At 40.3% G+C, this 16,107-nt stretch carries 12 protein-coding genes; 4 read left to right on the top strand and 8 right to left on the bottom strand.

Features of this window, described 5'->3' with window-relative positions:
- Positions 1 to 67 precede the first annotated feature (67 nt).
- The 4 genes from ACHRV0_RS12410 (at position 68) to ACHRV0_RS12395 (ending at position 5,004) form a co-directional block, all read left to right on the top strand.
- A complete protein-coding gene (locus ACHRV0_RS12410) occupies positions 68 to 742 on the top strand; it encodes a response regulator transcription factor (RefSeq protein WP_115887025.1) in 675 nt (224 codons plus the stop codon).
- Complete coding sequence (locus ACHRV0_RS12405; RefSeq protein WP_223678184.1) at positions 739 to 2,004, top strand: HAMP domain-containing sensor histidine kinase; 1,266 nt, start codon at positions 739 to 741, stop codon at positions 2,002 to 2,004. Before ACHRV0_RS12410 ends, ACHRV0_RS12405 begins: the two co-directional genes overlap by 4 nt.
- A gap of 160 nt (positions 2,005 to 2,164) precedes the next feature.
- The gene (locus ACHRV0_RS12400) at positions 2,165 to 4,123 is read left to right on the top strand and encodes an LTA synthase family protein (protein WP_115887023.1); all 1,959 of its coding nucleotides are present in this window, start codon (positions 2,165 to 2,167) and stop codon (positions 4,121 to 4,123) included.
- Positions 4,075 to 5,004 (top strand): diacylglycerol kinase family protein, encoded by a 930-nt coding sequence (locus ACHRV0_RS12395; RefSeq protein ID WP_115887022.1) that lies wholly within the window; start codon positions 4,075 to 4,077, stop codon positions 5,002 to 5,004. The genes ACHRV0_RS12400 and ACHRV0_RS12395 overlap by 49 nt, the downstream gene beginning before the upstream one ends.
- Positions 5,005 to 5,126: 122 nt before the next feature.
- On the opposite strand, the gene ACHRV0_RS12390 is transcribed toward ACHRV0_RS12395, so the two are convergent.
- The 8 genes from ACHRV0_RS12390 to ACHRV0_RS12355 all read right to left on the bottom strand — a co-directional run bounded on the left by ACHRV0_RS12390 (position 5,127) and on the right by ACHRV0_RS12355 (position 15,935).
- On the bottom strand, positions 5,127 to 5,351 hold the full coding sequence (locus ACHRV0_RS12390; protein WP_115887021.1) for a hypothetical protein: 225 nt from the start codon (positions 5,349 to 5,351) through the stop codon (positions 5,127 to 5,129).
- Positions 5,352 to 5,474: 123 nt separating this feature from the next.
- Positions 5,475 to 5,753 carry a hypothetical protein gene (locus ACHRV0_RS12385; RefSeq protein WP_115887020.1) on the bottom strand — a complete coding sequence of 93 codons (279 nt, stop codon included), beginning with the start codon at positions 5,751 to 5,753 and terminating at the stop codon, positions 5,475 to 5,477.
- A gap of 263 nt (positions 5,754 to 6,016) precedes the next feature.
- Positions 6,017 to 8,080 (bottom strand): heavy metal translocating P-type ATPase, encoded by a 2,064-nt coding sequence (locus ACHRV0_RS12380; RefSeq protein WP_395441040.1) that lies wholly within the window; start codon positions 8,078 to 8,080, stop codon positions 6,017 to 6,019.
- 80 nt (positions 8,081 to 8,160) lie between these two features.
- Positions 8,161 to 8,616, bottom strand: coding sequence for an MgtC/SapB family protein (locus tag ACHRV0_RS12375; RefSeq protein ID WP_115887018.1), 456 nt, complete (start codon positions 8,614 to 8,616; stop codon positions 8,161 to 8,163).
- Positions 8,617 to 8,644: 28 nt separating this feature from the next.
- Positions 8,645 to 9,526, bottom strand: a complete 882-nt coding sequence (locus ACHRV0_RS12370) for a bestrophin family protein (protein ID WP_115887017.1) — start codon at positions 9,524 to 9,526, stop codon at positions 8,645 to 8,647.
- 64 nt (positions 9,527 to 9,590) lie between these two features.
- Positions 9,591 to 10,007, bottom strand: a complete 417-nt coding sequence (locus ACHRV0_RS12365; RefSeq protein ID WP_115887016.1) for a Fur family transcriptional regulator — start codon at positions 10,005 to 10,007, stop codon at positions 9,591 to 9,593.
- A gap of 261 nt (positions 10,008 to 10,268) precedes the next feature.
- The gene (locus ACHRV0_RS12360; protein WP_115887015.1) at positions 10,269 to 11,558 is read right to left on the bottom strand and encodes an efflux RND transporter periplasmic adaptor subunit; all 1,290 of its coding nucleotides are present in this window, start codon (positions 11,556 to 11,558) and stop codon (positions 10,269 to 10,271) included.
- 60 nt (positions 11,559 to 11,618) lie between these two features.
- Complete coding sequence (locus tag ACHRV0_RS12355) at positions 11,619 to 15,935, bottom strand: CusA/CzcA family heavy metal efflux RND transporter (RefSeq protein WP_144213039.1); 4,317 nt, start codon at positions 15,933 to 15,935, stop codon at positions 11,619 to 11,621.
- Between the last annotated feature and the right edge of the window lie 172 nt (positions 15,936 to 16,107).

The raw sequence follows: 16,107 nt of genomic DNA, 5'->3' as shown, positions 1-16,107 counted from the left end.
AGAATCTCTGGGCTTAATTTCTTAAATTTATAGACGCATAAGTCATTAAGTTAATTTAATTTCCAGCATGAAAATTTTAATTATCGAGGATGAGCAACAGATTGCTGAAAGCATAAAAAGTTATTTCAAGGAAAATGGAGTCCAGTGTGAAACTGTACATAATTACATCGAGGCCGCTTACAAAATTGACAATTATGATTATGATTGTATTCTTCTGGACTTGACACTTCCTGACGGCAATGGTTTTGATATTCTAAAAGAACTTCGAAAAAAAGATAAAACTGATGGTGTTATTATAATCTCAGCGAAAGAAAATCTGGAAACACGTATCGAAGGCTTCAGCCTTGGTGCTGACGATTACCTTACCAAACCTTTCCATCTAGCTGAACTGCTTGTCCGAATGCAGGCACTTGTAAGACGAAGAAATTTTAAAGGAAGCAACTCTATTGTTTTCAATGAGATTGTAATTGAGGTTTTTACCAAAACTGTAGTGGTAAAAGGTAAAAAACTCGATCTCACCAGAAAAGAACTCAACTTGCTTTTGTTTCTAATAGGTAATACCGATAAAGTACTCTCCAAGGCGGCGATCGCAGAACATCTTTCAGGAGATATGGCCGATATGCTGGACAGCCACGATTTTATATACGCGCATATCAAGAATCTAAAAAAGAAATTGGCTAAAGCCGGATCTGGAGACTACATTAAAACAATCTACGGTGAAGGATATAAATGGGAAAAATGAACAAAAATAAATTACTGCATAAAACAACACGCGATTTCCTTGCCTTGGCAGCCGTTATCCTTTTCATATGTGCGCCCATTTTCTATTATGTAAGCCAGTGGCTGTATATTTATGAAACAGAAGAAGTGCTCCAGCAGCACAAAAATGCCTTTGTTAACCAGAGCAGTAAGAACTTCACATCCGACGATATCAAAACCTGGAACAGATTCAATCTGCACTTTACCATTCTGCCGGACATGGGACTTACTAAGGACTCTATTGTAGGGACAACAATCGAGGACCCGATTGCAGAAGAAAAAGAACCGTTCCGAATTATTTACGCGCCTGTAGAAATTGCAGGCAGGAAATACACATACACAGAAAAAATACATCTTCTGGAAATGGAACGTCTTGTGTACAGTATTGCCGGCATGTTTACTTTCATAATTATAATACTTTTTATTGGCATTGTATGGCTTTCAAAGAAGACGGCATCCAAACGCTGGAGGCCCTTCTATAACACACTGGATCAGATTCATGAATTTGAAATCGATAAAAACAAACCTCCGCATTTTGTGGAAACTGACATCGATGAGTTTGACCGCCTAAATAAAAGCTTGGAGGCACTCATTGAGAAGAATACGGCTATTTATAAGAGCCAGCGTGAATTTGTTGAGAATGCTGCGCATGAACTCCAGACACCACTTGCTTTGTTTCAGAACAAAATCGATGTTTTGTTTCAGATGAAACTCAACAAGGAACAAACACAGGTTTTGGGATCATTAAGCAGGGATGTGGTCAAGTTAAACCGATTGAACAAAAACCTACTGCTTCTCTCCAAAATTGAACACGAAATTTATCTGGAAAAAAATACAATATCGATTAACAATCATATTGAAAAACACCTTAATTTTTTTACCGAACAGGCTGAACTTAAAAATATAGCAATAAATGTTCAGGCTCCTGAAAAGCTGCAGATTAGCGGAAATCTTATCCTTACTGAAATTTTAATTAACAACCTTCTGCTTAATGCCATAAGACATAATCGCAGTGAAGGCAACATCATCATAAGGATAATGGAAAACGAACTGCAGGTATTGAATACAGGAGACGATAAGCCACTTCCTATCGACAAACTTTTTAATCGTTTTTTTAACAGCGGATCCTCTTCGAATGGAAACGGACTTGGACTTTCGATCATAAAAAAGATTACTGAACTTAACGGCTGGAAAGTCAATTATTCCTTTTACAATAATTTTCATTCATTCAGCATTCATTTCTGAAAATCAGTTTCATATCCATAGACAGGATAAAACATATATCCGGACTACATCAAAAAAGATGAATTTTATTACAAATAATTACAGAATTTCTTAATAAAAACCAAAATTCAGGATTACTACAAAATTGGGTTGTAAACTTTGTTGCGTTATTAATAAGTTTATGAGTAAATTGTCTTTGAGAACCGGCAGGTACGCACTGCTGGTTCATTTTATGATCTGGTTTTTAATCGTTTCACAAATCTTGAGAATTGTTTTTTTTATCTGGCAGTATGATCAAGTTTCATGGAATATTACAGATGTGCTGAGAACACTTTTAACAGGTCTATTTTTTGATACCGGCACCATTATTTTCATATCACTGCCTGGAATACTTTTTTATACATTTATGCCTGATAAATGGGCCGGTTCTATTGCTGATCGAATAGTAATTACTTTTTTTACATCCTTAAATATATTCATCTTGGTATTTACCTTTTTTGCCGAGCTGACATTCTGGGATGAGTTCAAGACACGTTTTAATTTTATTGCTGTCGATTATCTCATATACACCCATGAGGTAGTTGCCAATATCCAGCAGTCCTACCCTCTTCCCGCACTTATTACAGGGGTACTTTTTTTCTCGCTGATGGTATTGTACTTATTTTTTAGAAGCGGTGCCTTCAAGCAGACTTTCTCATCTACTTCTGATATAAGGCTTAGGCTGGCAGTACTGGGAATATCCCTGGCGGCTGCCTTGTTTTTTACTTCTTTTATTTCAAACAACCATGCGGAATGGTCTTCCAACAGATATAATTCGGAAATATCCAAATCAGGCATCTACTCCTTTTTTGCGGCATTTAGAAATAATCAGATGAAATACCCTGATTTCTATACCTCGATTGACAATGACAATGCCTTTGGGATAGTCAAAAATAAATTAAAAGATTCGACTACAACTTTCACTACTACGGGCTACTCTATTCACAGAAGCATCAGGGACAGCCAGTCTGCACTGCAGCGTAAAAATGTTGTCTTTGTCCTGATGGAGAGTTTCAGCGGAAGCTTCCTCAAGGAGTTTGGAAATAAAGAAAACATAACTCCCTTTTTGGACAGTCTGGCTCAGAAAAGCATCTTCTTTAATGATTTATATGCCACAGGAACCAGAACCGTAAGAGGAATGGAAGCTGTTACGCTGTGCATTCCCCCAACACCGGGACAGTCAATAGTAAAAAGACCAGATAACCAGAACCTGTATACAGTCAGTAATGTTTTTAAATCAAAGTCTTATGACTGCAACTTTTTTTATGGCGGGGACGGGTATTTTGATAATATGAATTCATATTTCGGGGGCAATGGATTCACGATATATGACAGGGGGCGCGGAAGCGTTCTCAGCGATAAGATCAAAACAGTCCGTAACAATATTCCCGATAAGGAAGTAACGTTTGAAAATGCATGGGGAATCTGCGATGAAGATATTTTCAATAAAATGATCACCGTTGCCGACAAGCAGTATAAGGATGGGAAACCTTTCTTCAATTTTGTCATGACCACCTCCAATCACAGGCCTTTTACCTATCCGTCAGGAAAAATCGACATTCCCTCAGGCACAAGCCGCGAAGGGGCCGTAAAATATACCGATTACGCATTGAAGCAGCTTTTTGACAAGGCACGTACCAAGCCTTGGTACAAAAACACCGTTTTTATAATCATCGCAGATCATTGCGCAAGCAGTGCCGGTAAAGACGAAATAGATGTCGCCAACTATCATATTCCCGCATTTATTGTCAATATGCCTGAAAAGCACAATCAAAAAATTCAGAAACAATGTTCTCAGATCGACCTCTGGCCGACGGTGTTTTCATTATTCAACTGGCATTACGAATCTGATTTCTTTGGAAAGGACGTCCTTGCTTCAGACTTTGAACAGCGCGCGTTTTTGGGAACATACCGCAAGCTGGCGCTGATGAAAAAAGAAAAAGTAATGATTCTTTCCGATCAGAAAAAACAGGCCTTCTATGACTGGAACAAAACTGACAACAGCCTTGTCAAAATTCCTATGGATAAATCTTTTCTACAGGAGACCATTGCATGGTATCAGTCGGCAGATTATCTATTTACAAACAAACTTTTGAAGTAATAATGATCTATATACATTTCATAATCAATCCCGTTTCAGGCGGAGGAAAACATCATCTTTCCGAGTTTTTCATCAAGCAGTTCTTCGAGCCTGAAAAATATAAAATAAAGGCAGACTATACCTTAAACAAGAAACATGCTATTGAACTTGCCAAAAAAGCAGCATCGAAGCACCCGGACATTATTGTGGCCTGCGGAGGGGACGGTACGATCAATGAAGTAGCCTCCTGCCTTTTGGGAACCAATATAAAACTTGGAATCATACCGGTGGGCTCAGGAAATGGCCTGGCCTCGCACCTGAACATACCTCGGGATCTTAAGAAATCTCTGGAAATTATTAAAAACGGAAACAAAATACTCATTGACGCAGGAAAGATCAATCAGAATTACTTTTTCAGCAATACCGGAATCGGCATTGATGCAATGATTATAAAGAAATATGAACATTCTTCGGGCCGAAAACTCTATTCTTACATTAAGGCCGCGATTCTTTCCAGTTTTGAGTACAGGACGCAGCCGGCTGTAATTTCATTTGATGATAAAATCATCAACCTAAAAACGTTCATGATATTTATTTCCAACTCAAATGAAATGGGATACGGTATGAGTCTTACACCTAATGCAATGCTGACGGACGGATTACTGGATCTGATTTTAATTCCGGAATTATCCTTTACAGAGAAAATCGCTTTAGGATTTCATGTCCTGCAGGGAACTGTCGGTAGATTTGCAAAAGCCCAGCACCATCAGGTGCAGAACCTAAGGATAGAAATGCCCCTGAAAATCTATACCGATGCACAGATAGACGGGGAACACTATAACCTTAAAACCAATTTCTGCAAAATTTCAGTAATTCCAGGAGCGCTCAATGTGCTCGTATAAAGATTTAGTTTGGATTTTTCAGATTTTCCTTCCCTACGGGGAAGGTTATCTAGGAAATATTTTTCTCAAACAGCCAGAATTGAAAATACAATTCCTGCCTCCCGTATTTGTGTAATGGACAATTATAAAGGTATTGAACTTTCATCGGTTTCAAAATCCAATACAAGCATTTTCTGATCGTCCAAAAATATAAGGATATCTAGGATAATTGCTTGATTTTCCTTCTCCTGCCCTTTTCCGTCTGAGGGATAAATAATCTGGACCAGCTCATCAAGCTTAAATAATCTTCCTCTGTTATCCTGAAGAATTTGAAGAACCAGACCCGAAATATTTACATTTCTTTTCATATTCAATTTGTCTTAGGTCAATAAAACAGACAGTTTTGTAAATGATATTCTAAAATAAAAATTGTCACAGTCCTGTAGAAACTGCGGCCGGGAATTAACTATTTAACCTTTTCTGCTTTAATTTTAGTCGCTTCCATTTTTTTTCAAAGTATTGGGTTTGCCCTCTTTGGCGGGTATCGTTTTGATAGTTTTCTCCTCTGGCTTACTCATCAGGTGATACAAAATAAAATGCCGGGCTCTGATGATAATTCCAACAACCATAGCAAGTCCCAGAATTACAAGAATAATAGTCTTTCCAATATTTACAACGGAAAATTTATTTTTCTTTTTTACAGGCTTTCCCTTCTGCATTCTTCCTGTTTTCTGCACATTTGGATAATATTTTTTATTCCTTTTTTTCATTTCCAGTAAAATTCAAAATGAGAGTTTTAAACCTGTAGCATTAGCTATCGTGCAATGGCAGCTACCGGTAAAACTGTCTGTTTAATATGTAGCATTTTACGTCTGCAGGTTGCTTTTTAAAAGATTAGACCCATTGAAATTAGGCAAGCCTAGACCTTGCTGTCCTGACCAACTGAATATCCGGTTAAGGATTTCATTTGGCCGGCAGCAAAAAAATTAGGATTTTTAAAATGTAGAATTTAGAAACTCTTGCCTTTCTTTTCTTAGAATTTCATTTTCTGAATGCGTACCGCGTTTAAGATCGCAATAAGCGATACACCAACATCGGCAAATACCGCTTCCCACATCGTGGCAAGTCCGCCGGCTCCCAGAATGAGGACTATACCTTTGACAACAAATGCAAGTGTAATATTCTGCCAGACGATTTTCTTTGTCTGCTTGCCAATATTTATTGCCATTGGTATTTTGGACGGTTTATCATCCTGAATAACAACATCTGCCGTTTCAATAGTCGCATCACTTCCAAGTCCCCCCATCGCGATTCCGGCATCACTCAAAGCAACAACAGGGGCATCATTCACTCCGTCGCCGACAAAGGCTACAGTTCCATACTGCGCCTTGATTTCCTTGACTTTGTTTACCTTATCTTCAGGCAATAGGTCTCCGTAAGCATTGTCGATTCCCAATTTATCAGCAACAAATTTTACGACACTGCCCTTATCACCGCTCAGCATTGTTGCTTTAATGTTCAGCTTATGAAGAAGATCGATTGTCAGCTGTGAGTCTTCCTTAATACTATCGGCTATTGTTATATAACCGACATATTTTTTGTCGTAGCTTACTGCAATTGTAGTATAAACTATAGAAGCGGGATCAACATCATAACTGATGGAGAACTTATCCATAAGCTTGAAATTACCTGCAAGCAGTTCTTTGCCGTTGATTACAGCTTTCAGTCCGTGGCCTGCAATCTCTTCGGTGCTTTCCAGCTTAATGGAACTGTCAACTTCACCAACAAATTCATGGATTGCAGTGGCAACAGGATGAGAGCTCTGGCTCTCCACAGCATTGACCATTCTTAAAATTTCGTCCTTATCAAACTCCGGTTTGAAAACCGTTTCCTGAACCTTAAAGACCCCCTCGGTCATAGTACCTGTTTTATCCATGACCACGTTCTGGATCGAAGCCATTACATCCAGGAAATTACTTCCCTTGAATAATATGCCGTTTCGGCTTGCTGCACCGATTCCACCAAAATAACCAAGGGGTATTGAAATCACCAGTGCACAAGGACAGGAAATAACAAGAAATACAAGGGCTCTGTAAAGCCAGCTGTTAAAGTCATAATTGTCTACAAAGAAGTAAGGCAGCAGACAGATGCCTATAGCCAGAAAAACAACAATCGGCGTATAAACTTTTGCAAATCGTCTTATAAAAAGCTCTGTAGGCGCTTTTTGGGCTGTCGCATTCTGAACAAGCTCCAGTATTCGGCTCAGTTTGCTTTCTGTATAAGCTGCAGTGACTTTTACCTGTGCCGCAACATTTAAATTGATCATTCCTGCCAGAACCGTCTCTCCTTTTGATTTGGTATCAGGCTTGCTCTCTCCGGTAAGTGCAGCAGTATTAAAAGATGCACCGTCTGTTAACAGTTCTCCGTCAAGCCCTAATTTTTCACCTGGTTTTAATTGGATAATATCACCAATGCCAGCTTCTTCCGCTTTTACCGTTTTAGGCTTTCCGTCAACAAGTATAGTCACTTCATCAGGCCTCTGGTCCAAAAGGCTTTTGATATTTCTCTGCGCTCTGGAAACGGCAAGTGTCTGGAATACCTCTCCTACTGCATAAAAAAGCATAACGGCGACACCTTCGGGGTATTCTTTAATAATGAATGCTCCTACTGTAGCTATACTCATAAGCAGGAATTCTGAGAATACTTCGCCTTTTGTGATACTTTTAAAAGCATCCTTGATTACCGGAAAACCGACAATAAGGTAGGCAACAAGATACCATACAAACCTGACCGCACCCGAAAACCAAGGCAGTTTTATCCAGTTGTCAAAAGCAATCGCCAGAAGCAGCATAACCAGCGAAATGATGGAAGGAAGGAACATTTTGAAAGGACCTCCTTCTACATTGCTGTGGTCGTGTCCGTCATCATCACTATGGGCATGGTTGTGTCCGTCGTCTTTAGTGTGCGCGTGATTATGGCCGTCATTTTCACTATGGTCCTTCAGCAATTCCTTTGCACCTGCCTTAACATACACTTTCTCTGTCTGAGTACAGCAGATTTGCTTTCCGTCTTTATCATATTTATGTTTGTGTTCCATGTTATTTTAATTTATAAGGTTAAAAAATACGGTATCGTTGTCCATAAGATTGTGATACCTATAAAAGGAAATACATTGGTTCAGTTAGTCCTCTTTTTACTCTTAATCAATCTGTCTACTAATCTTCTGTACCATGGAAACTGATTTATGGTGAAAATAAGCAGTATTATAAGGGTCGCCGCCACAGCAATGACAAACATGTTAAGTGCAATAGCCATTCCCACTGCCGATGTGGTCCACAGACCAGATGCGGTAGTGAGTCCTTTAGGCAGATTTTTATCATCCCTGAAAATTAGTCCTGCACCTATGAATCCAAGTCCTGTCGCAATTGCAGCCAGCATTCTGGCAATTGCCGATTTATCGGCGGTCAAATGCGCCGAAATCGAGACGAAAAGGCACGACGCGACACATATGCAGGCAAAGGTTCTTACTCCCGAATTCTGTTGCTCGCGTTCCCTTTCAAGACCAATAATTCCCCCAAGAATAACAGCAAGCAGTAATTTGGCAGAAAGCAGCAGTTCAAACTCGATATCCATAGCAGGCTAATTTTAGATTAATAATAATTTACATCTCGAAATACTCATTATTCTTAGGTTTTACAGGAATTTCCTGCGCACCTGTCATTTCAAGAAGATTGATCTCAATGGTCTGGGCAAGTGAAGTCATCGGCGTGTCGACTGGTGTATTTTCAAATGGATCCTGCATGATAATTGCAGTTTTCTCAATTGAAATGAACAACAGGGGAATCAGGATTGTGATAAGGACTTCTACTGCCAGTTGGGAATCTTCAAGCCCGAAAGGAAGTATGGCAGCAAAAACATATATCAGGGTATGTACCAGAAGACTGTAAGATTTAGGAAAAACGGTGTTTTTAATTCGCTCACATTTACCCATGCTGTCACATAATCTGGCAAGCGTCTCATTTAACTGCACCTGTTTAAAATCTGAAATGATTCCCTTCTGTTCCAGAAGGGCAATATCATCGGAATGTTTGTCAAGAAGTGCATTTGGAATATTGCCTCCATTTATCTTATGAAAATTAAGATAGGTCAAAACCTTTGGGGAAAAAGGCTTTCTGCGAAGCGCTTCACCAAGGGCATAAACCCAGATAATCTGTCTTTCCGTAAATTGATCTGCAATTTGTTTATTATCTTTTGAAGTGAACTGCGTTACCTGTCTGATCAAAGTGCGGGAATCATTCACTATCGCTCCCCACACCGTTCTTGCTTCCCACCATCTCTCATAGGATTGGGCTGTCCTAAAGGCAAGCAGCAGTGAAACTACAGTTCCCACCAAAGCAGGAATACTAAGGGGGAGGGCTATCTCCTTGAATACAGGCATCATATCCAGAAGGCCTATTGCCACTGCAAATACCACAATGAGAATTATCTGAGACTTAATCTGTTTAAGAAAATATATAACTGATATTTTTTTATCTAACAACATTTAATTTGGTAATAAAAATTCAACAATTTCTCTTTAAATTCTCTACTCCTAATTATTCTTTTATCTAAACTGATTTTAGGCATTTCTCACATATTCCTTTTACTAATATCTGCACCTCATCAATTTGAAAACTTTCTTCCAAGCTTTTGGGCAGAATAATTTCATCTCTGCAGGTTGTCTCATTGCACTTTTTACAGTAAAAGTGAAGGTGTCTGTCATTGTGGTAATCTTCACCGCAAGAGTCCGCGCAAAGTTTGTACTTAACGACATTTTCGTCAAGGATTTTATGAACCAAGCCTTTCTCCTGAAATGTCTGAAGAGTCCTGTAAATTGTTACTTTATCTGCCTTATGAAAAAATTTCTCAATTTCTGCCAGAGATAGCGCAGCCGTAACGGTTTCCAGATATTCATAGATTAGGATACGCATCGTTGTGAGACGTATCTTTTTACTTTCAAAGACGGCTTCTGTTACTTTTTTCATATAAATTTTCACTTTAAAAAGAAAACCGGAAATATTTGCATTCGGCACCTACTCTAGTAAATTTACGAAGCTTATTTTTAACCTCAGCTAATTGGTTTAATTTTTAACAATTAAATACGTACGTATTGCTATTATAAAAAGTACTTTAAATTGATGCAGGCCCTGAATCGAGAACTAGGAATTAAAGAAGTAAGGGGGTAATTCTTTACATTCATAGTTAATCAATGTCAAACAGGAGCCTGCAATAAATTCTTGATATTTCTAGTGTTCGTGCTCTCCCGAATTACTTAGTTTGGCATTGACGAAAAAAGTGCCCTTGGTCACAATTGGCGTTCCTGCAGGTATTTCCTTAACAGGGGTCACCGCAGTGTATCCAACCTCTGAAACACCCTTATTAACCTCGACTTTTTCGAAGTTCATGCTTGTTGCAGCAATTTTCTTTTCCTCTTCCGGGCTATGCTTTTCGCCAGCTTCGGCTCCTTCCCCGCCTTCTGCTTCTTCGTGCTCTTCAGGTTTTTTATCTGTTTTAACAAAGATGTAGAATTTACCGTCTGCCTCTGCAATGGCATCATTTGGAACTGCAGTTGTAAGAGCTGTACCAACACTAACCATTGCTGTAATATTCATTCCATCAATAAGTCCTGTTTTGTTCCCTGTAACAGTACAGTGAACTGCCACAGTCTTGCTTTCATTTTCAAAAGAAGAACCAATATTAAAAACCTTTGCCGTATAAGAAGCAGTAGGATTGTTAGTCAGTGTAAAGTTTACGATCTGCCCTACCTTTATCATAGGCAGATCTTTCTCAAACACCTGAAGGTCTAAGTGGATCAGCTGATTGTCAACAATCTCCACAACAGGAGAAGAAACATCCACGTAGCTTCCAATTTTAGCAAATTCGGCACTTACTGTACCAGTAACCGGACTTGTAACTGTTAATGCCGACCTTAAATTCGACGCAGATACAGTCGCCGGATTGATTCCCATAAGCTGGATCTGTTTCTGCAGTGACGCTTTGCGTGCACGAAGCGCATTTACTTCTGCAGTTGCATTTTGCAGGTTTTTTAGTGCTCCTGCATTTCCTGCCTGAAGATCTCGCTGGCGCTGCAGTTCCTGCTCTGCGTTGATAATTCTGCTGTTGATTGTAATGTATTCTTCCTGCTGCTGGATAAACTGCGGATTCTCAATAGTTGCTATAACCTGCCCTTTGCGTACATGGTCTCCCAGCTGTACCTTTAGGGTTTTAATTACTCCACCATATAATGATGTAGCATTTGCTTTATTATTATTAGGAACTCTCAAAGCCCCGTTGGCTTTTATTGCAGCAGTTAGATTTTTGCTCTCAATAGTTCCCAGTGTTATCCCAACAGCTTTAATCTGATCCTGGGTTAATACGGCAATTACCGCAGCTTCTTCCTCACCATGTCCTTCTTCTTTTGCTCCTTCTGCCTGTTCAGTTTTGGCTCCGTTTTCGCTTGCATTGCTTTTTTGCCCACAGCTTACAAGTGAGAATATCGCCGCAACCGCGATTAATAATTGAATTTTGACTTTCATTTATACTCTATTTTAAAATTACCCTGTGAGATTATGTATCTCCCACAGGTTTTACATTATTTATTTATTATTGAAATAATCAAACTGCACCGCTGAAAGGTTAAATTGATTTAAAACATCAAGATAGTTCTGGCGGATCCCAACAGCCTGGCTTAAAAATTGTCCAAGTTCCGCAAAACTGATTTCACCCGAGCGGTAGCTTAGAGTTGAAGCTTTTATAATATCTTCCGACTGCTTAAGTCCAGAGGTCTCATAAAAATTCAGAAGCGAAAGGTTCTTTTCAATTTCCGCTGCAGAAGAAGCCTTCTGGGTCTGGAGAAGCTGAGTCTGATATACAAGATTTTTCTCCTGCACTTCTTTCTCCGCTTTTGCCGCTTTTACCTTGTTATGCGCTGATACGGCACCGAAAAGAGGAAATGATGCAGTTGCTGAAAAACCTGTATAAGGATCATCCAGCCCATAGAGCCTCTGGCTGAAAACCCTTCCTGAAAGCTCCGGCATATTGCTGTTTTTCATAATCGAAACATTTGAAGATGCTATCTTTACATTCTGTTCCTGCAGTGTTAGCAACGGATGCATACCGTTGCTTTCAGAAAAATTTACCTCTGCTTTACCAAGAGGTGCTTCCAAAGGAAGCAGCCATTCATTCAGGTTCAGAAGCATCATAAGCTGTTGCTGCTGAACGGTCATGTCTTTCTTGTTCTGTTCCGAAAAGGCTTTTAATTCCTGAAGTTTTGCATCTGCCGCAATTTTATCCAGCTGTGCGACATCCCCGGCTTTTAAACGCACTTCTGCAGTCTTTGAAAGGAGCGTGTAAATACTGTCCAGACGCTGATATAAAAGCTGTTTATCCTGAAGGTACCAAAGTTTATAATATGCCGTACGTACATCTCTTTTGATCGTTGCGTTAAGTAGAGCTGTATTAAGCTGGGTGTACTTCAACTGATCCTTGAAATAGCTTTTTCTAGCGGCATAAAGACCCGGCCATGCAAAACTTTGAGAAATTCCTATTTTTAAAATCCCTGTCTTATCTGAAGGTCTTAAATCTTCATTCTCTGCAAAGATACCTGTTTTAGGCATGTCAACGGCAGTTTTTACATTCAGTCCAGCTGCTTGGATTTCAGTTTTATTAATATCCAGCTGCTGATTGCTTTGTAAGGCGGTTTCAACAGCTTTGTCAATTGGAATCCTCTGCTGCGCATTTGCAGATCCTAGACCTGCAAGCAGCAGTATAAGTACGGCTGTTGCATTTCTCATTTTAAATCGTTCTTTAAAATCAAATTTAGTGTTAAAGATTATATAGAGTAATGGGAGCACAAACAATGTAAGGAATGTCGCTGTAACAAGACCTCCGATTACAACTGTTGCAAGCGGTTTCTGAACCTCCGCACCTGCGCTGCTGCTCATCGCCATCGGCAGGAATCCCAGTGATGCCACCATTGCCGTCATAAGAACGGGGCGAAGCCTTGTGATTGTCCCCTCTTTGACTCTCTCAAAAATGTTATCCATATCTTCCTTTTCAAGCTGGTTGAAAGTTCCGATAAGCACGATACCATTCAGCACCGCTACTCCAAATAATGCAATGAATCCAATTCCGGCACTGATGCTGAAAGGCATCCCTCTAAGCATAAGGGCAAAAATTCCCCCAATGGCGCTCATTGGTATAGCGGTAAAGATAAGCATAGCCTGTTTGAAAGAACGGAATGTGAAATAAAGCAGCCCGAAGATCAAAAGAAGCGAAACCGGCACTGCAATCATAAGTCTTGCACTTGCCGCCTGCAGGTTTTCGAACTGTCCACCATAAGTGAAATAATATCCTGGAGGAAGCTTCACTTTTTCAGCCAGCTTTTTCTGGATGTCCTGCACCACACTCTGTACATCACGGCCAGCCACATTAAATCCAATTACAATTCTTCTTTTGCCCGCTTCCCTGCTGATCTGTGCCGGACCTAATTTATAGTCGATTTTAGCTACCTGAGATAAAGGCACCTGTATTCCTGTATTGGTAGGGATCATCAGGTTGCTCACATCGTCTATGCTGGTTCTGTGGACGCTGTCAAGACGCACAACAAGGTCAAAACGTCGTTCGTTTTCATATACCTGTCCTGTGCTTTTTCCCGCAAATGCAGTGCTGACAACGCCATTCACATCTTCGATCGTAAGTCCGTAGTTGGCAATTCTGGTCCTGTCATATTCAATATTGATCTGTGGAAGGCCGCTCACTCTTTCAATCTGCGGCGAAGTAGCCCCCGGAATGCTCTGGATCACTGCACCCACTTCTTTGGCGTACTGTGAAAGAGTATCCAGGTTCTCGCCAAATATCTTAACGGCAACGTCCTGTCTGATACCGGTCATAAGCTCATTGAAACGCATCTGGATCGGCTGGTTCTTTTCAAAAAAAACGCCGGGTATCACTTCGAGCTCCTCACTGATAGCTTCAGCAAGTTCATCATAGGTTCTTCCTGATTTCCATTCTTTCTGCGGTTTCAGCACCACCATCAAATCACTGGCCTCAGGAGGCATCGGATCAGTTGGAACTTCTGCCGCACCTGTTTTACCAACGACCATCTTGACCTCATCAAACTTTTTGATTATTCTGGATGCCTGCATCGAAGTCTCAATGCTCTGGTTCAGCGAACTTCCCTGCGGAAGGATGCAGTGGAACGCAAAATCCCCTTCCTGCAGCTGCGGAATAAATTCCCCTCCCATTCTTGTGAAGAAAAAGACAGCCGCAAAGAAAATTAAAACGGTAGCACCCACCACAGCATATTTAAAGTCAATCACCTTCTGGAGAAGAGGCTGATATACGCTCTGGATTCTATTCATCATCTTATCGCTGAATGTTTCTTTGTGCTGCGGCTTTTTAGATAAAAACAAAGCACACATCATCGGGATATAGGTAAGAGATAATATTAATGCTCCAAATATTGCAAACCCCACTGTCTGCGCCATCGGGCGAAACATTTTTCCTTCAACGCCGACAAGGGTCAGGATCGGGATATATACAATTAAAATGATAATTTCTCCAAAGGCAGCACTGGTACGGATCTTAGAAGCAGACTCGAAAACTTCATCATCCATTTCATCCTGGGTAAGATTTTTGAGCGACTTGCGCATAGCCAGATGATGAAGCGTAGCCTCAACCACAATTACCGCTCCATCAACAATTAAACCGAAATCAATGGCTCCAAGTGACATTAGATTGGCACTTACCCCAAAAACGTTCATAAGTCCAAGGGCAAAAAGCATAGCCAAAGGAATAGCAGAGGCAACTATAAGTCCTGCACGGAAATTCCCTAAGAATAATACCAGTACAAATATTACGATCAATGCACCTTCAACAAGGTTCTTTTCAACGGTGCTGATAGCACGGCCCACAAGGTCTGTACGGTCAAGGTATGGCTCAATAACAATATCGTCAGGCAGCGATTTCTGGATAGTTGGCAGTTTTTCCTTAATGCGTTTGACAACCTCGTTGCTGTTCTCTCCTTTAAGCATCATCACGACACCGCCCACTGCATCAACTTCTCCATTGAATGTCAAGGCACCGTATCTCACTGCATTGCCAAATCTCACTTCGGCTACATCGCTTACATAAACAGGAGCTGCGCCAGTATTTTTAACCACGATCTTTTTGACATCGTCAAGAGAAGTTACCAGACCAATGCCCCTTATAAAATATGCATTTGGCTTTTTATCGATATATGCGCCGCCGGTATTTTGGTTGTTTTTCTCCAGCGCCGTAAAAATATCCGGTATGCTTACTCCCATTGCGCGGAGCCTATCGGGATTTACCGCGACCTCATACTGCTTCAGCTCCCCTCCAAAGCTGTTTACCTCCGCAATTCCAGGGGTTCCGTATAATTGTCTAGCCACAATCCAATCTTGCATGGTACGCAGATCTTTGGCATTATATTTATTTTTGCTTCCTTTTTTAGGATGGATGATATATTGGTAAACCTCCCCTAGACCCGTGCTCACAGGAGCCATTTCCGGTGTTCCGATTCCCTGCGGTATTCTGTCTACCGCTTCTTTCAGCCTCTCGCTTATAAGCTGTCTGGCAAAGTAAATATCGGTCTCATCGTCAAAAACCACAGTAATAACCGAAAGCCCAAAGCGGGAAATACTTCTGATTTCCTCGATTTTCGGAACAGTGGCAATGCTCTGTTCAATTGGAAAGGTAACCAACTGCTCCACTTCCTGACCGGCAAGAGTTGGACATGCTGTTATAATCTGAACCTGATTGTTGGTGATGTCAGGTACGGCATCTATGGGCAGTTTAGTTGCGCTCCAGGCGCCCCATATTATTAGGACCAAAGTCATTAAACCAATAATGATTTTGTTTTTAATACTGAATTTAATTATACTATCTAACACAATGTAATTAATTTTAACGTTTAGAAAATAATGTGATCGCCAGCAAATACTGGAGAAAAATTAGAATGTGCAAGATCAATCACTGAAAACATTCAGGAATCGAAAACGTAGCGTCTCGCAAGCCATTATTGAATACCAATAATTACTATGCATCAATTGCACAATTCAAAAA

The organism is Flavobacterium sp. FlaQc-30, assembly GCF_044005885.1.
In the GTDB taxonomy this organism is placed as follows: Bacteria; Bacteroidota; Bacteroidia; order Flavobacteriales; family Flavobacteriaceae; genus Flavobacterium.
The sequence above is the reverse complement of the archived record's forward strand: the minus strand, read 5'-3'. Positions and strand labels throughout refer to the sequence as shown.